The sequence below is a fragment of the Streptomyces sp. NPDC020845 genome (assembly GCF_044334165.1).
GTDB lineage: Bacteria > Actinomycetota > Actinomycetes > Streptomycetales > Streptomycetaceae > Streptomyces.
This window is the reverse complement of the sequence record NZ_JBIRSJ010000011.1, coordinates 86,378-103,025: the sequence shown is the minus strand read 5'-3', so window position 1 is coordinate 103,025 and position 16,648 is coordinate 86,378. Positions and strand designations below refer to the sequence as shown.

15 protein-coding genes are annotated in these 16,648 nt (G+C 71.3%); 6 read left to right on the top strand and 9 right to left on the bottom strand.

Features of this window, described 5'->3' with window-relative positions; genetic code table 11:
• Window positions 1-131: 131 nt before the first annotated feature.
• Complete coding sequence (locus ACH4U7_RS29015) at window positions 132-1,394, bottom strand: helix-turn-helix domain-containing protein (RefSeq protein WP_398530765.1); 1,263 nt, start codon at window positions 1,392-1,394, stop codon at window positions 132-134.
• A gap of 321 nt (window positions 1,395-1,715) precedes the next feature.
• On the opposite strand from ACH4U7_RS29015, the gene ACH4U7_RS29010 reads away from it, so the two are divergent.
• A complete protein-coding gene (locus tag ACH4U7_RS29010; protein WP_398530764.1) occupies window positions 1,716-2,204 on the top strand; it encodes a hypothetical protein in 489 nt (162 codons plus the stop codon).
• 151 nt (window positions 2,205-2,355) lie between these two features.
• Here ACH4U7_RS29010 and ACH4U7_RS29005 read toward each other — a convergent pair whose 3' ends face one another.
• Window positions 2,356-3,540, bottom strand: a complete 1,185-nt coding sequence (locus tag ACH4U7_RS29005; protein ID WP_398530763.1) for a thiolase family protein — start codon at window positions 3,538-3,540, stop codon at window positions 2,356-2,358.
• 888 nt (window positions 3,541-4,428) lie between these two features.
• Between ACH4U7_RS29005 and ACH4U7_RS29000 the strand changes: the two genes are divergently transcribed.
• A complete protein-coding gene (locus ACH4U7_RS29000; protein WP_385621972.1) occupies window positions 4,429-4,815 on the top strand; it encodes a luciferase family protein in 387 nt (128 codons plus the stop codon).
• A 43-nt stretch (window positions 4,816-4,858) separates the two neighbouring features.
• On the opposite strand, the gene ACH4U7_RS28995 is transcribed toward ACH4U7_RS29000, so the two are convergent.
• From ACH4U7_RS28995 to ACH4U7_RS28980, 4 genes are all read right to left on the bottom strand, one after another.
• Window positions 4,859-5,995, bottom strand: a complete 1,137-nt coding sequence (locus ACH4U7_RS28995; protein ID WP_398530762.1) for a flotillin family protein — start codon at window positions 5,993-5,995, stop codon at window positions 4,859-4,861.
• Window positions 5,996-6,005: 10 nt separating this feature from the next.
• Window positions 6,006-6,257 (bottom strand): hypothetical protein, encoded by a 252-nt coding sequence (locus tag ACH4U7_RS28990; protein ID WP_385621976.1) that lies wholly within the window; start codon window positions 6,255-6,257, stop codon window positions 6,006-6,008.
• A 136-nt stretch (window positions 6,258-6,393) separates the two neighbouring features.
• Window positions 6,394-7,137 carry an alpha/beta hydrolase gene (locus tag ACH4U7_RS28985; protein ID WP_398530761.1) on the bottom strand — a complete coding sequence of 248 codons (744 nt, stop codon included), beginning with the start codon at window positions 7,135-7,137 and terminating at the stop codon, window positions 6,394-6,396.
• Window positions 7,138-7,260: 123 nt separating this feature from the next.
• Entirely contained in the window at window positions 7,261-7,821 is a 561-nt protein-coding gene (locus ACH4U7_RS28980; protein ID WP_398530760.1) for an NAD(P)H-dependent oxidoreductase, read from the bottom strand.
• Window positions 7,822-7,942: 121 nt separating this feature from the next.
• Here ACH4U7_RS28980 and ACH4U7_RS28975 point away from each other — a divergent pair, with 121 nt between their 5' ends.
• Window positions 7,943-8,629 carry a TetR/AcrR family transcriptional regulator gene (locus ACH4U7_RS28975; protein ID WP_398530759.1) on the top strand — a complete coding sequence of 229 codons (687 nt, stop codon included), beginning with the start codon at window positions 7,943-7,945 and terminating at the stop codon, window positions 8,627-8,629.
• Window positions 8,630-8,845: 216 nt separating this feature from the next.
• Window positions 8,846-10,192: a diacylglycerol/lipid kinase family protein gene (locus tag ACH4U7_RS28970; protein ID WP_398530758.1), complete on the top strand. Its 1,347-nt coding sequence runs from the start codon at window positions 8,846-8,848 to the stop codon at window positions 10,190-10,192.
• A gap of 68 nt (window positions 10,193-10,260) precedes the next feature.
• On the opposite strand, the gene ACH4U7_RS28965 is transcribed toward ACH4U7_RS28970, so the two are convergent.
• Window positions 10,261-10,731: an SgcJ/EcaC family oxidoreductase gene (locus ACH4U7_RS28965; RefSeq protein ID WP_398530757.1), complete on the bottom strand. Its 471-nt coding sequence runs from the start codon at window positions 10,729-10,731 to the stop codon at window positions 10,261-10,263.
• Window positions 10,732-10,818: 87 nt separating this feature from the next.
• On the opposite strand from ACH4U7_RS28965, the gene ACH4U7_RS28960 reads away from it, so the two are divergent.
• Both ACH4U7_RS28960 and ACH4U7_RS28955 read left to right on the top strand, forming a co-directional pair.
• The gene (locus ACH4U7_RS28960; RefSeq protein WP_398530756.1) at window positions 10,819-11,394 is read left to right on the top strand and encodes a MarR family winged helix-turn-helix transcriptional regulator; all 576 of its coding nucleotides are present in this window, start codon (window positions 10,819-10,821) and stop codon (window positions 11,392-11,394) included.
• Window positions 11,395-11,486: 92 nt separating this feature from the next.
• A complete protein-coding gene (locus ACH4U7_RS28955) occupies window positions 11,487-14,834 on the top strand; it encodes an ATP-binding protein (protein WP_398530755.1) in 3,348 nt (1,115 codons plus the stop codon).
• Here the strand turns inward: ACH4U7_RS28955 and ACH4U7_RS28950 are convergent.
• Together ACH4U7_RS28950 and ACH4U7_RS28945 are read right to left on the bottom strand one after the other, a co-directional pair.
• Complete coding sequence (locus ACH4U7_RS28950; RefSeq protein ID WP_398530754.1) at window positions 14,831-15,658, bottom strand: ABC transporter permease; 828 nt, start codon at window positions 15,656-15,658, stop codon at window positions 14,831-14,833. The genes ACH4U7_RS28955 and ACH4U7_RS28950 overlap by 4 nt on opposite strands.
• A complete protein-coding gene (locus ACH4U7_RS28945; RefSeq protein WP_398530753.1) occupies window positions 15,658-16,638 on the bottom strand; it encodes an ATP-binding cassette domain-containing protein in 981 nt (326 codons plus the stop codon). The genes ACH4U7_RS28950 and ACH4U7_RS28945 overlap by 1 nt, the downstream gene beginning before the upstream one ends.
• Window positions 16,639-16,648: the final 10 nt, after the last annotated feature.

Below are 16,648 nucleotides of genomic sequence, written 5' to 3'. Positions count from 1 at the left end.
CCATGGCAGGACCGGGCCGGTGTTCGTCGTCTCCACGGGAGCCCCCGACGTTTTCGGTGATCAGGTGATTACCGACCGTAAGAGCGCCGGGGGCGGGGAAGGGGCAGAGATTCTGCCCCTCGAACGCGGGTTCAGGTGGCCAGTACGCCGATCTTCACGGCCAGTGCGGCCGCACGACAGCGACGCTCCGGAGACTTCGCCTCCGTCTCTTCCAAGACGATGCGGCGCGCGTAGCCGTTGTAGCGAATCGTCTCTGGCGCGGCCTCGTACGCCTTGTCCAACGTTGCCAGCGCCGTCTCCGGCTGCCCGTCAAGTTGGTAGCCCCGAGCCTCCTCGATCCGGTGCCGGGCCAGCCGAGGTCGTGACGGGATCGCCTCGGCGTCGGCCTTCGCGGCCTGCCGTACGGACTCCGGGCCCGCATGCAGCTCGACGGCGACGGTGACCGCGTGCGCCCCCATGATGGGTCGGGAGAACGACGTCATGGGGTGGTAGTAGTCGGCAGGCAGCCGCTTGGCCACCTTGCTTGCGGTGTCCCAGTAGCTCCACGCGGTACCGGTATTTCCGCGGCGTGCGGCGGTGTATCCGGCCTCGAACTGCAGCGCGCCCGCGATGGCGCGCACGTCGTCCGACGCGTCCGGCAGTAGCGGCTTGAGGTAGCGCAGGGTCTCCAGAGTCACGGCGTCGGCTGCGTCGAAGTGGGTGGGGCCGCTGTCGCGGTGGGCCTGGGCGGTGAGCCAGGCGGCCATGCCGATGGCGTGCGGGTCCTCGCTCTCCTGAGCAGCAACCATGCCGCGTTCGGCCACGCGCCACAGAAGGGCGGAGTCCGGCTGGTACGCGATGAAGAACTGGCTGAGGGAGTAGACCTCGGACAGCACCGCTTGAGCCGCTCGCCGTTCGGGGGCACGGTCGGCCTGGCGTACGGCGAGCTGTGCATCCCGGATGAGATTCGGCAGGAGACCGCCGATCACATCGCGGTGGTTGCGTGCGGAATGGCGGGCTGACCAAGCGCGTTCGAGGCGTGCACTCAGATGCGCGGCCGAGGGCGCTTCGCGATCGTCGGCGACGGGGTACGCGTCAATCGCGGCGCGCACCGCAGGCAGCTTGGCGTGACCGGGGCCGACGAAGAGATCGATGGGCATGGTCTGGTCACCAGTGAGCTCAGCGAGGTTGCGGACGCGTAGAGCCTCGGCGATGCGCAAAATCATCGGAAGTCCGGGCGTGTGGAGAGCGCCGTTCTCCACCTGCTTGACCCAGCTCGGGGACTTGTCGAGGAGACCGGCGAGGACGGTACGGCTCATGCCTCGGCGGGTGCGGAGGACTTGCATCCGCTGGCCGAAGACCAGCGGGTGGTCCAGCGGGTGGTCCAGCGGGTTCGGGGTAGCGTCAGATGGCATGGCCGTGCCCCTCTCAGTCCAGCTCGTCACTGCCAGAGTATGAGGCGAAACCCTTCTCATGTGCGGGCCGTTCACTCTTGGGAAGGAGAGCGACACGCCCGCGCTCCTCGGCCGCGGTAAGAGCGCGCTCCAGGGCGGCACCATCGAGACCATGGAAGACATCTTGCGGTGCGAGTTGCTGGACGTCGCGCGATCAGGCCCTGACATCCGGCTGATCGCACGCCCTCGGCGGTGAAGCCACGGACGGCGTGCCCCGGGCCGGGGTCGATGTCCGCTGTAGCATCCGGAGCCTGCTGACCGCATGACGAGGTGGATACGACGATGACGACGATCGCCGTGACCGGACACATGGACATCACTGAGGACTCCGTACCGCTGGTGCGCGAGGAACTGGCCAGGGCCCTCGCCGCGTACGACCCCTCCAGCCTGGTAGGCGTGTCGTGCATCGCGCGAGGCAGCGACAGCCTGTTCGCGGACGCGGTCCTGGCCGCGGGTGGGCGGCTGGTCGTGGTGGTTCCGTCGCGGGACTACCGGGAGGCGAAGGTGAAGCCGGACCACGCGGCGACCTTCGACCGGTTCATGGACGTGGCGGACGAGGTGTTGGTGATGCCGCATGCCACGGCGAACCGCGAGGCGTACGAAGCGGCGAACGCCGTACTGCTGGAGCGAGCCGAACGTTTTGTGGCCGTGTGGAACGGGCAGCCGCCGACCGGCAAGGGCGGCGGCACGGCAGACGTGGTGTACGAGGCGCGTGAGGCGGGCCTGCCCGTGGACGTCGTATGGCCGGACGGGGCGTCCCGCCAGGCGTGACGAAGGCCCCCGGTTTCCCCCAGCAACTCATTCTGGGGGAAACCGACGGCGAGCAACACCGGAAACGACACAGCCCCGGGGCGCCCGCCCACCGCACACCACATGAGCACAGCACCGCGGGCGAGCCCCCGACCAAACGACCTACAACGACCTACCCGATGGCTTCCAGCACCGTCGCGTTCGCGAGCCCGCCCGCCTCGCACATGGTCTGCAGCGCATACCGCGCGCCGCGCTCGCGCATGGCTCCGACCAGGGTGGTCATCAGCCGGGCGCCGCTGGCGCCCAGGGGGTGGCCGAGCGCGATGGCGCCGCCGTTGACGTTGACCTTCTCCGGATCCGCGCCCGTTTCCTGTTGCCAGGCGAGGACCACGCTGGCGAATGCCTCGTTGACCTCGAACAGGTCGATGTCGGCGAGGTCGAGCCCGGCGCGGCGCAGCACCTTCTCCGTGGCGGGGATGACGCCGGTGAGCATCAGCAGGGGATCCGAGCCGGTGACGGCGAAGCTGTGGAGCCGGGCCTTGGGGCGGAGGCCGAGGCGGGCCGCGGTTTCGCTGGTGGTGATGAGGAGCGCGGCGGCGCCGTCGTTGACCGGGCTGCTGTTGCCCGCCGTCACCGACCACTGGATCTGCGGAAACCGCTCGGCGAACCCGGGGTCGGCGAAGGCCGGCCGTAGTCCGGCCAGGACCTCGGGCGTGGTGGCGGGCCGGATGGACTCGTCCGTGTCCACCGTGCGCCCGTCAGCCGTCAGGGGCGCGAGTTCGGCGGCGAACCGGCCCTCGGCGGTCGCGCGGGCCGCCTTCTGGTGGGACGCGGTGGCGAACTCGTCCATCTGGTCGCGCGTCAGGGACCACTTGGCGGCGATCAGCTCGGCGCTGATCCCCTGGGGCACCAGGCCCTCGGGGTAGCGGGCCGCGATCCCCGGCCCGAACGGATCGACGCCCTCCGGTACGTTCGACCACATGGGCACCCGGCTCATGGACTCCACCCCACAGGCCACCACCAGGTCATACGCCCCGGAGATCACCCCCTGCGCGGCGAAGTGCACGGCCTGCTGCGAGGACCCGCACTGCCGGTCCACGGTCGTCGCGGGGACCGTATCGGGGAAACCGGCGGAGAGCCATGCGTACCGGGTGAGGTTCATGGCCTGCTCGCCGACCTGGTCGACGCAGCCGCCGATGACGTCGTCGACCAGGGCCGGGTCCACCCCGCTCCGCTCGACGAGGGCGCCCAGCGTATGCGCCAGCAACTCCACCGGATGCACCCCGGCGAGCGCGCCGCCGGGCTTGCCCTTGCCGATGGGGGTGCGGACGGCTTCGACGATGACGGCGTCGCGCATGGCGATCGCCTCCTCTTTCAGCGAGGGCGGTAAGTTTGTTTTTCCAACGCTCCCTGCTACCGCAGAGTAGCAAGGAGGCCGCGGCGTCACAACCCTCGTCCTTCGTGGAGCGCTGTCCGAGTCGCCCCGCGGGTGTCACTTATTGCATCAACCCCCGAAACGCGCGCTTACTGGTCATTTGCGGTGCCGGCGATAACCGGCAGTTCTGCGGAAATCCGGGGTGCGAATTCAAGCGATGTGGGCGACAGCGAAGCAGCTCAGAAGCCCAGAGGCCCAGAAGTCAAGTCGAAAAGCGTTGAATGTGGTTCTTCCGATGGCTGTAAGTGGGCGGATATTATTCCGCTCCTGTCATCGAGACATGGGAGACCGTCAAATGAAGTTAATTCCGCGCGCGCTCGCCGTGATGGCACGTCACGGGCTACGTGGAAGATCTGACGCCCTTTGACTTCTACTGCGCGTCATGGGTGGTGGAAATGTCGAGCGGGCACTACCACTCGAGTCCTTCCATCTGCGGGCACCTTTACTTTCCCAACCCGGCGCCGACGGTGAAGCAGCTCGACTACTCGTTCAAGCCCGACGGGCAGATAATTGATGAGTGGTTGGGGGTCTCTACCCTATGACGAGATGAGGAGGGGACGCGGGAATCGGTCCCGGCAGCCCCTCCCGGCGCTCTCCCGGTCCGTCACTACCGGGGGAGCACCACGACATATGCCGGGCTGCCCAGCTCGGCGCAGATCAGGAACCTCGCGGACCGCTTTTCCTTGCCGGGCAGCTCGCCCGAGCCGTCGGCGCCCTCGGCCGTACGAGCCCAATCGGCTTGTCACATCGGATGGTTACGGTCGGGCAACGCGAGGGTGAGCCCCCGGGAAACCGGGGGAGGATGTATCCGTGAGCGTGGCGCATCGAGCCATGGAGCGACTGCGGGACTGGCCGGACCTCGACGTAGGCCCGGCCTGTTGTGGCATGGGCCGGGCGGTGCGGACGGCGGAGTGCGAGATCGTGCACTTCCACTCCGACCGGGACGCTGACCTGCACCTTACCGAACCGGCCATCCGGCATCTGGCCGTCCACCTGGGGCGGTCGACGGCGATCCGGCTGGTGCCGGACTCGCAGTGGGTGACCGTGCACCTGGACAACGAGCGGGACGCGGATGTGCTGCTGTGCCTGGTCAGCGTCGCGTTGCGGGAGCATGCGCGATGTGCGGGGGCCGCGCCGCACCGGTGCAATCTCAACCGGGTGACGTTCCCGGACCGGCGGGACTACCAGATGTGCTGACGTACGGCGGCCGGACGACACGTAGCCGTCCGGCCGTCGGCCCTCAGCGGATCTCGACCTTGCCGCCCCCGGTCCCGCCACTCTTCTCCGCACCGCCGTCGGGCGAACCCAGGTTGCGCCGTACCGAGTCCAGGATCGTCAGGCCCTGTCCGACCAGGCCCGCCGCGATCTCGCCCAGTCCGTCGGCGCCGTTGAGGACGTTGACATTGGCTCCGGAGAGCCCGGAGGCGGCCTCCTTGACGATCTGCGGCAGTTGGTCGATGAGCATGCGGTCCAGCGCGACCCGGCCGTGCGAGGCCGCGGCCTCGGCCTGGATCCGCATCCGCTCCGCCTCGGCCAGCGCCAGCACCCGGATCCGCTCGGCCTCGGCTTCGGCGGGCTTGACGATCTCGGCTACGAGCTGCTGCTGGCGCAGGTCGGCCGCGCGCTGGGCCAGTTCGGTCCGGGCGGCGAGCACCTCTTGCTGTGCGTGGGCCTCCGCCAGCGGTCCGGCCTGCGAGGACTGGGCCTGGACGCGGTCCACCTCTGCCGAGTACTCGGCCTGGACCACGGCGGTCTGCCGGGCGTATTCGGCCTGCTTCCGCGCGGCGGCCTGCTCTGCCTCGGCTGCGGCCTGTGCGGCCTGGGCCTGGGCGATCTGGGCCTGGCGCTGGATGGCGGCCTTGTGCGGGGCCGACATCGCCGCGATGTAGCCGGTGTCTCCGTCGTCGATGGACTGGATCTGCAGCGAGTCCACGATCAGACCGATCTTCGCCATCTCGGTCTTGGAGGTGTCCAGAACCTCGGTGGCGAGCTTCTGCCGCTCGGTGATGATCTCCTCGACGGTCATCGAGCCGATGATGGCGCGCAGGTGCCCGGCGAAGATCCGGCCGGTCAGTACGGACATCTGGTCCTGGTCGGAGAGGAATCGCTGGCCCGCGTTGACGATGCTCTCGGTGTCATTGCCGACCTTGAAGGCGATCACGGCGCGGACCGTCAGGATGATGCCCTGCTTGGTGACACACTTCTCGGCGACCTCCGCCTCGCACATCGCCAGCGTGAGGAACCGGGTCTTGCGGAAGACCGGGAGTACGAACTTGCCGTGCCCGGTCACCACACGGAACGGCGCACCCCCCTGGCCTCGCCTGCCACCGGATATGAGCATCGCCTCGTCGGGGGCGGGAACGCGGTAACCGAACATTTTCGTCTCCTCAGCCGGCGTTGCCGGCCCCGCCGGCCAACGCGTTCAACGGATCAGCCCACTCGACGACATCGACCTGGCGCGTGCCGCGGCAGTCGATCACGAGCACGGACGCCCCCTTGGGCAAGGGCTCGTCGGACCAGGCGAGGAAGGTTTCGGAGCCGCCTCTGATCCGTACCAGGACCTCGCCGGGGCCTGCGGGGCCGCGCGTGCCGATGACCAGCACACCCGTGCAGCCGCGTACGGCATCGTCCGTCGCCATGGATGGCCACGCCCCCCTCGTCCTGCTGATGTCGAGGCTCGGACACTACGCCCGTGGCGTCAACGCCTCTGACCGGGGTCGGTGTCGAGGTTGTCGAGGTTGTCGAGGTTGTCGAGGTTGCCGCGGTTGTCGAGGTTCAGGCCCGCGCCAGGTCGGTGTGGTCCGGGTCGTGCGGCCGGGTGCACAGATCCACGAGGCGGGCGCGGTGCTCGGGGTGGTCCGAGAGCCAGCGGCCGAGCTGGTGGTCGGCACCGTCCAGGACCATCTTGGAGAATCGGGATTTCGTCCGGAGTGCCTGCTCGATCCCGGCCGTGACCTCGGGTGGGATGACCTCGTCGCGCTCGGGGACGACCAGGACGGAGCGGCCGGTGAAGGCGCCGAGCGCGTCGAAGACCGTGCTGGGGCGCCAGCTCCCGGGCCGACGGATCAGCTCGGTGAAGCCGTCCCCGAACGGCACCGGCCACGCCTCGGGTCCGTACGCCGCCGGTGCGCACAGGCAGATCGCCTCGACCCGGCCGCCGAGGTGCGAGGTCAGATCGGCGACGGTCTGGCCGCTCATGCTGAAGCCGACCAGCGCCAGCGGGCCGCCGTCGGGGGCGAACGCCTCGATGACGCCGAGCGCCTGACGGAACCTCCGCTCCAGGCTCAGCTCCTCCAGCTTTCCGGAGCTGTCCCCGTGTCCGGAGAAGTCGAACGCGAGGGAGGGGTGGCCCGCCGCGGCGAAGTCGCGGGCGAGCGGGATGCTCCGCTCCTTGCTGCCGATTCCGGCCCCGTGCATGATCACCACGCGGCCGCGGGCGGTGGCGGATGAGGCGGGCTCGGTGGGCTCGAAGGCGGCGCAGCTCAGGGCTTCGCCGTCGGTGTGGTGGATGAATTCCACGGGTGCTCCCGCTGGTTGGATGCGGCGGCATCGTTGTCTCGGCGGCAGCGTAACGGCCCCGTACGGCGAGCGGGCCCCGCCGACCGCGTTCGGTCGACGGGGCCCGCTGGGGGGATTCGGGGCTCAGGCCTTCGCGGCCGCGGCTTCCTTCGTCAGGCGGGCGAGCACGTGGGTCAGCTGCTCGGTGACCTCGGCGTCGTCCGACGGGTGCTGCTCGGCGAAGCGGGTCAGGGAGCCGGGGATGGAGAGCTTGATGTCCTCGACAACGGTGCCGCCGGCGATGCCCACGGACTTACGGGCGTCGTCGTGCGCCCACAGACCGCCGTACTGGCCGAAGGCGGTGCCGACGACGGCCACCGGCTTGCCGGAGATGGCGCCGGCGCCGTACGGGCGGGACAGCCAGTCGATCGCGTTCTTCAGGACGCCCGGCATGGTGCCGTTGTACTCGGGCGAGAAGAACAGGAGGGCGTCGGCCTCACCGGCCGCGGCGCGCAGCTTGGCGGCCGCCGCGGGTACGGACCCCTCGACGTCGATGTCCTCGTTGTAGAAGGGGATCTCGGCCAGGCCCTCATAGATCGTGATCTCGACGCCCTCGGGGGCGAGCTTCACGGCGGTGTCGGCGAGCTGGCGGTTGGTCGAGCCGGCACGGAGGCTGCCGACCAGGGCGAGGATGCGAACAGACATGAGTTCTCCAAGATCGATAGGCGCCCGCGGTGCGGACCTCATTAGTTGAAGGTTGTACCAGATAATCGGACCGCGGTCCACTTTAATCTAAACGGACCGTGGTCCGCTACGATGGCCCATCATGAATCCGTCAGCGCCGTCCCAGCCCCCTCCCCCTCCCGCCGCGTCATCCGCATCCGCCGCGGACGTGGCCGGACGGCCGCTGCTGCCCATGGCCGGCCAGGCGCCCCCGATGCGGGCCGACGCCGTACGCAACCGGGCCCGGCTGCTGGAGGCGGCTGTGCGGCTGGTGGCCGAGCAGGGGGTGGAGAAGCTGACCATGGAGGCGGTCGCCTGCGCCGCGTCGGTCGGCAAGGGGACGGTCTTCCGGCGCTTCGGCGACCGCACCGGTCTGCTCCAGGCCCTGCTCGACCACTCCGAGCAGGCCTACCAGCAGGCGTTTCTCACCGGCCCGCCCCCGCTCGGGCCCGGCGCCCCGGCCGCTGAGCGGCTGGCGGCGTTCGGGGTGACCACCCTCCGGCACATGTTCGCGTATCTCGACCTCTACCTGGCCGGGGATCCGCCCGCCGGCCGCCGCTTGGCCGTGGCCCCGCGCCAGGTCCGGCTCACCCACATCACCATGCTGCTGCGCGAGGCGCGGGCCGATGGCGATGTGGAGCTGCTGGCGGAGACGCTGATGGGCTACCTGGAGCCCGCGCTCATCCACCATCTGATCCGGCAGCGCGGTATGGCGCTGGAGCGGCTGGAGGCGGGCTGGCGCGATCTCGTCGCCCGTACGGTCGGTACGGTCGGGCCCGCTGCCGCCTGAGCCGCCCTGGGCGAGTCGACCTCAGCCGACTCGACCTCAGCCGACTGAACCTCAGCCGACTGAACCTCACACCACCGACTTTCCGTCCTCCGGAGTGACGCGGACATGCTCTTGGCGCGGATGGGTACGAACGGCCCGCCGTACGGCCTACCATGACGCGCTGTCGAGAGAGAGTCGAGAACGCCGTTGAGTGGTATGCCGGGCCGGGGACGGCCGATGGTGCTGGATCCCGACGAGGGGGCCCACGCCGCGCAGCGCTGGTCGGCACGGCTGTCCCTGGCCGCCGCCGCGCTGGGCGTACTGCTGCCGATGATCTTCGCCGGGACCGCCAGCCTGATCCTGTTGGTGGTCGGTCTCGGCGGCATGGCGGTGACCGCGGCCTCTGTCTGGTGGGTGCTGACCCGCCGCGGCGTGATCCGGATCGCGGCGGCCGTTCTGGCGGTGGCGGCGCCGCTGACCGTGATCGGGTTCTACGACGCGCGGAACCTGCTGTGGGTGGTCATGGTCGCCCTGGGGCTGTGGGGGGTGGCGGTCTGGGCGGGGCGGGCCGCGATCCGCAGCACCGGTTATGGCGCCGTACCGGTGCCGGAGTACGAGACCCCCGCGCCGCGGAACCCCTTCCTGATCATGAACCCGCGCTCCGGCGGCGGAAAGGTGGGGCGGTTCGGGCTGAAGGAGAAGGCCGAACGGCTGGGCGCGCGCGTGGTGCTGCTCGACCCGGACCATCCGCAGGACGTGGCCGCCCTGGCCCGGGAGGCGGCGGACGCGGGCGCCGATCTGCTGGGCGTGGCGGGCGGCGACGGTACGCAGGCGCTGGTCGCGGCCGTCGCGGTGGAGCGCGGACTCCCCTTCCTGGTGATCTCCGCGGGCACCCGCAACCACTTCGCGCTGGACCTCGGCCTGGACCGCGAGGACCCGTCGACCTGTCTGGACGCGCTCACCGACGGCGTGGAACTCCGCGTCGACCTCGGCTACGCGAACGAGCATCCCTTCGTCAACAACGCGTCCTTCGGCGCGTACGCGGCGGTCGTCCAGAGCCCCGCCTACCGCGACGACAAGGTGCGCACCACCCTGGAGCTGCTGCCCGACCTGCTGACCCGCCAGCGCGGCCCCCGCATGATCGCGCAGGCCGACGGGGTCAAGATCCCCGCTCCCCAGGCCCTGCTGGTCAGCAACAACCCGTACCGCACCGGCGACGTGGCCGGGCTCGGCCGCCGCGAGCTGCTGAACTCCGGCAGGCTCGGCGTCCTCGGCGTCAAGGTCGACAACGCCGCCCAGGCCGCCGGGCTGCTGCGCGGCCGGAAGGCCGCGGGGCTGACGGTGCGGACCGCCCAGGAGGTGCTGGTGGACGCCGACCGCGAGGAGATCGAGGTCGGCGTGGACGGCGAGGCGCTGATGGTGTCGGTCCCGGTGCGCTGCCGTATCGCGCCCGGCGCGCTGCGGGTACGGGTCCCCCGGGCCCGGCCCGGCGTCCCGGCGGTGAAGCCGCCCATGGACTGGCGGCGGCTGCGCAAGCTGGGCGCGGTGGTGGGGCGTACGGCGGTCGGCGGGCGCGGGTTCTGAGCGTCCCGGCGCTCCGGCGCCTCGGCGGTCGTCGGGCCGTTGGGCCGTCGGGCCGTCGGGCCGTTGGGTCACCTCCCGTTGGGGCCGAACCGGTTGGCCAGCCAGTTGCTGAAGGCCTCGACGCGCGGGCGGTGGCGGGTGTTGTGGAAGGCGCGGATCAGCCAGCGGCCGTCGGTGCCGCGCGTCATGACGTACGTCTGCACCGACATCGCCCGTGCGGAGGGCCTGGTGCGCTTGCCCTTGAGGACCGCGCCGCGCGAGTGGATCAGGGCGGTGTCGGGGGCGGGGAAGGACAGGGAGTCGATCTCGGCGTAGAGCCGGGAGCCCTTCAGTACGCCCTCGAAGAGTCCGCGGTGTCCGTCGGCGATGCCGTCGCGGCCGGTCATGTGACCGCCGAAGAAGGTCACGTAGTCGGCGTCCTCGGTGAAGGTGTCGGCGAACGCCTCGGTGTCGCCCCAGGCCCGGCTGTTGGCCTCGAAGAGGGCGCGGACGGCAGCCGTGTTGGTGGTCGCGATGTCTTCGGTGGTGGCGGTGGTCATGGGTGTTCCTCCGGCGCTGGTAAGCTTGCTTGCGTGCATGCAATATATGCAGACGTGCATGAAGTTGGCAAGGGGGCGTGGGACGACATGACGGAAGAGGGGCGCGACACCATGGCCGACCAGGAACGCGACCAGGAACGCGACGAGGAACGAAACCAGGAACGCGACCAAGAACGCGGACAAGAACGCGACCAAGAACGCGGGCCGCTGCTCGGGGAGTTGGCGGGCGTCTACCGGAGCTATCTCACCGCCGTCGTACTGCACGGACAGGCGGCCGCCGACGCCCTGGGGCAGAACCCCACCGACCTGTACGCCCTGAACGCGCTGGAGCTCGCGGGCCCGCTCACCACCGGCGTGCTGGCCGAGCGGATCGGACTGTCGCAGAGCGCCACCACCCGCCTCGTCGACCGGTTGGAGCGGGCGGGCTGGGTGCGCCGCGGGCCGGACCCGGTGGACCGGCGGCGGGTCGTGGTGGCCGCCGTGCCCGTGCCGGAGGAGGCGGACGAGAAGGCGTTCGGCCCGGCCCGCCGCCGTATGGCCGAGGTCTTCGACGGCTTCGACGACGACGAACTGCGGGTGCTGCGCCGCTACTTCGAACGGGCGGCGCCCGCCCTGCGCGCGGCGACCGCCGAGACGAAGGGGCTGGAGCCGGTCGAGCCCTGACCGTACGGCGGCGACAACCGTACGGCGGCGACAACCGTACGGCGGCGACAACTCGCTGACCGGCCAATCCGCCGACTGGCTAATCTGACCCGGTGACCACCGAGCTGACCCTGCTGTCGCGGGTCTCGTGCCGCGGCCGCGAGATAACCGGGCCCCGGCTGCGCGGCCTGCTCGCGCTTCTCGCGGGTGAGCCGCGTACCGGCTGCGGCACCGCGCGGCTGGTGGACGGGCTCTGGCCGGAGGACCGACCGGAGGACCGGCCGGAGAACCCGACCAAGGCGCTCCAGATCCTGGTCTCCCGCGCCCGCTCCCAGCTGGGCGCCGATGTGATCGCCAGCACCCCCACCGGCTACCGCCTCGCCCTGCCCGAGGACCAGGTCGACAGCTCCGCCGTCCTGCTCAGCGCGGCCGCGAGCGCCCGGCACGCGCGCGCCGGCGACCACGCCGCGGCGCTCGCCCACGCCGAGGCCGGCCTCGCGCTGTGGGAGGGCGACCCGGGCGGCGAGGCCGACGGCGCGGTGCGGGGCGGCGCGGCCGAGGACCCGGTGGCCGCCCTGCGCGCGGAGCGGGCCGCGACGTACCGGACGCTGGCGCGCGCCCGCGCGCTGGCCCTGTCCCGGCTCGGCCGCCGCGCCGAGGCGGCCGAGCCGCTGGACGGCCTGGCCCGCGAGCGGCCGCGGGACGAGGAGGTGCTGCTGGAGCTGTTGCGCTGCGAGGCGGCCACGCTCGGCCCGTCCGCGGCGCTGGCCAGGTACGACACCTACCGCCGCGCGCTGCGCGACGAGCTCGGCACCGACCCCGGCCCGGCGCTCCAGGCCGTCCACGAGGAGCTGTTGCGGGGCGAGGCGCCGTTGGTGCGGCACGGCGTCCCGTACGAGCCCAATCGCTTGCTCGGCCGCGACGAGGACATCGCCGCGGTGGCGGAGCTGCTGCACGCCTCCCGCGTCGCCTCGGTCGTCGGCCCCGGCGGCCTGGGCAAGACGCGGCTGGCGCACGCCGTGAGCCGCCGGGCCGAGCGGCGCGCCGTGTACTTCGTCGGGCTCGCGGGCGTCACCTCCGACGAGGACGTGGTCAGGGAGGTCGCGTCGGCGCTCGGCGTCGGCGAGGCCCCGCCCGGCGCGGTCGGCCATCTGGGCCTGCCGACTGACGTCCTCAGCGGCATCCTGGCCGCCCTCGGTTCCGGGCCGGTGCTGCTGGTGCTGGACAACTGCGAGCATGTCATCCGCGCCGCCGCCGAGCTGGTGCACCACCTGGTGTCCATGACGCAGGACTTGCGGGTGCTCACCACGAGCCGGGCCCCGCTCGGCCTGTCCTCCGAGGCCGTGTATCTGCTGCCGGAGCTGAGCCGGGCGACGACGGTCGAGCTGTTCGAGCAGCGGGCGCGGGCGGTACGGCCCGGCGCCGATCTGCCCGCCGACGCCGTCGAGGAGCTGTGCCGCCATCTGGACGGGCTGCCGCTGGCGGTGGAGCTGGCGGCCGCGCGGGTCCGGGTCATGTCGGTCGCGGAGATCGCCCGTCGCCTGGAGGACCGGTTCACCCTGCTGCGCGGCGGCGCGCGGGACGCGCCCAGCCGCCACCGTACGCTGCACGCCGTCGTCGACTGGAGCTGGAACCTGCTGGATCCGGCCGGACAGGCGGCGCTGCGGGCGCTGTCCGTCTTCCCGGGCGGATTCACGGCGGACGCCGCGTGCCACCTCCTGGGCGCCGAGGGAGAAGACGAGGGAGAAGAGGACGACGCCCTCGGGGTGCTCGCGGACCTGGCCGACCAGTCGCTGCTCAAGGTCGCCGACACCCCGGCGGGGGCGCGCTTCCGGATGCTGGAGACCGTACGGGAGTTCAGCACCGCTCACCGGGAGGCGGCCGGGGAGACGGATCGCGTGATCGGCCGTTTCCTCGGGTGGGCCCGCGACTTCGGCGTGGCGCACCACGACTCGCCCCATGAACGCGACTTCTTCGCGCCCCTCGACCGGATCCGGGCGGAGCAGGACAACCTCGTCCACGCCCTGCGGTACGGGCTGGCACGAGACGACGGCCCGGCGGTCGCGGCGACGTCCGCCGTACTCGCGTCCTTGTGGACGGTCGAGGGCAACTACACGCGCGTCGCCGCACTGGCCGAGCAGAGCAGCCGGCTGCTGTCGCACTACCGGCCCGAGCGGGGGTCCGACCCCGCGCTCATCGAGGTCACCCGGACCGCCACGGCGCTGTTCACCGCGAACACCTTCACCGTCGTCGGGCTGCGCGCAGGCCGCCCGCTGGCCGTCCTGCGCCGGCTGCCGCCCGCCCCGCCCGACACCCTCGTACGGGCCATCGCGACCGTAATGGCCGCCGCGCCCGAGGTGCTGGGGCCGGATCCGGCCCCGCTGCGTGCGCTGTGCGACAGTGACGAGCCGCTGTTGGCGGTCGTCGCCAACTCCCTCGCGAGCTATGTCCTGGAGCGGCAGGGCGATGTGGACGGCGCGATCCGGGCGGCCGAGCGGATGCTGGACGCGTTCCGGGGCCGGGGCGCCGACTGGGTCGAGGTCATGGCCCGCACTCGGATCAGCGAACTGTCCCTGCAGGCCGAGCGGGGCGAGGAGGGCAAGCGCCATCTGGTCGCGGCGCTGCGGCTGATGGAGGGGGCCATGCCGTGGGGGGACATCACCGGCATCAAGGCGGCCCTGATCCTCGCCAATCTGCAACTCGGCGCCATCGACGAGGCGGAGCACTGGCTGCCGCTGACGACGCCCGAACGGCAGGAGGAGGCGGCGGAGACGGAGACGGAGCCGGAGCCGGAGACGGAGGCGGAGACGGTCGGCGCGCTCGCCTTCGGCCTCGGTATGCGGGCGGAGCTGTGGCTCGCGCGTGGCGACACCGAGGCCGGGCTGCGCGAGTGGCGGCGGGCCGTCGGGACGTCGGAGAGCGGCGAGAACGCGCTCTACCGCACCGATCCGCCCGGCCTGGAGCCCTGGACCCTGGAGATCGAGGCCGCCGCCGTGGTCGCCCACGCGCACCACGGCCGCCTCGACCTGATCGAGGAGGCCGTCCGCGAACTTCCCCACAAGCTGTGGACAATGCTCAGCCACCCCGTCGAGAAGCCCCCGGCCTATCTGATGGACCTCCCGGTGTGCGGTGCGCTGCTGCTGGCCCTGGCCATGGTGGAACTCGATCGCGCGGAGCGCACCGGGGACGCGGCGGCCCGTACGACCGGCGCGCGGCTGATCGCCCTGGCGGAGCGGTTCCGTTTCCTGCGCGGCTTCCAGCCGACCATGGCCTCCGCCCGCGCCCGCCACGCGGCCGAACAGGCCGACAGGGCGGCGTACGAGGGCGCGGTGTCCTCGTACGCCGCCCTGGGGCGGGAAGAGCTGCTGGCCACGGCCCTGACGGCGATCGAGCCTCTGACGCCTGCGCCACGGGAGTACGGCGGGCAACGCAGGCCAGGCGGGCACTGCCGGGCCCGCTAACGCCGGGGCTCCCGCTTGAACATCGCCCGCGCCCAGAGGAAGCCGACCAGGGTCAGCCCCACGCACCAGGCCACCGCGATGAGGCCGCTGTTCCCGATCTCCGTGCCCATCAGCAGCCCCCGCAGCGTCTCGATGATCGGGGTGTAGGGCTGGTACTCGGCGAACCAGCGCAGCGCGGTCGGCATCGAGTCCGTGGGGACGATCGCGCTGCCGAGGAACGGCAGGAACTGCAGCGGCATGGGCGCGTTGCTCGCGGTCTCGGGGCTCTTGCACGCCATTCCCATGGCCGCCGCGAGCCAGGTGAGCGCGATGGTGACCAGCGCCAGGAGGCTGAATACGGCAAGCCATTCGACGGCGGTGGCGTTCGGCCGGAACCCCATGGCCAGCGCGAGCCCGATGACCAGCGCGATGGTGATCAGCGTCTGGAGCACACAGCCGACGACGTGTCCGATCAGCACCGACGACCGCGAGATCGCCATCGTACGGAACCGGTTGATGATGCCCGCGGTCATGTCGACGGAGATGGCCACCGCCATCGCCAGCGATCCGGAGGTCGCCGCCATCAGGATGATTCCGGGGGCGGCGTAGTCGATGTAGTCCGTATCGCCGCCCGCTGCCCCGCCCATCGGGCCGACACCGGTGCCCAGCGCGCCACCGAAGACGTACACGAACAGCAGCAGCATGACGATCGGCATCGCGAGGACGGAGATCGACATGGCGGGGTAGCGCAGCGCGTGCCGGAGGTTGCGCCGCAGCATCGTCATGGAATCGCTCAGCGGACGGGACAGAGGACGGGACGGGGGACGGGACAGGGTGCTGCTCATCACGCGTTCACCTTCTGTGCGGTGGTGGTCCGGTCGGTCGGGTCGCCGGGCTTTTCGGTGAGGGCGAAGAAGACGTCGTCGAGGTCGGGGGTGTGTACGGACAGCTCCTCGGCCTCGATCGACTCGGCGTCCAGCCAGTCGAGCAGGGACCTCAGCTCCCGGACGCTGCCGTCGCTCGGCACCTGGAGGGTGAGCGCTTCGTCGTCGCGCGAGACCTCGCCGAAGGCGCGGGCGGCCCGTTCGAGATCGCCGGGCACGGCGAACCGCAGCCGTACATGCCCCCCGGGAATCCGCCGCTTGAGCTCTTCCGCGGTCCCCTCCGCGACCAGCTTCCCGCCGTTGAGCACCGCGATCCGGTCGGCGAGCTGATCGGCCTCGTCCAGGTACTGCGTGGTCAGGAACACCGTGACCCCGTCCGCCACCAGGTCCCGGACGATCTGCCACATGGTGTGCCGGCTGCGCGGGTCGAGGCCGGTGGTCGGCTCGTCGAGGAAGATGATGCGCGGCTGCCCGACCAGGGTCATCGCGATGTCGAGCCGCCGCTGCATCCCGCCCGAATAGGTGGCGGGCGTCCTCTTGGCCGCGTCGACCAGGTCGAACCGCTCCAGCAACTCGGCGGCGCGCCGCCGCCCCTCGCGCCGGCCCAGGTAGTTCAGGTCGGCCATCAGGAGCAGGTTCTCCTCGCCGGTGAGCAGATGGTCCACCGCCGAGAACTGTCCGGTCACCCCGATCGCGGACCGCACCGCGTCGGGGTCCTCGGCCGGATCGTGCCCGGCGACGCGGATATCACCGCCGTCGGCGCCGATCAGCGTGGACAGGATCTGGACCATGGTGGTCTTGCCGGCGCCGTTGGGCCCGAGCAGCGAGAAGACCGTGCCCTCGGCGATGTCCAGATCGATGCCGTCGAGCACCACCTGCTCGCCGTACGCCTTGCGCAGTCCGGTCGCCGTGATGGCCCGGGGGGATTGGGAAGTCGTCATGCCCAAGAGG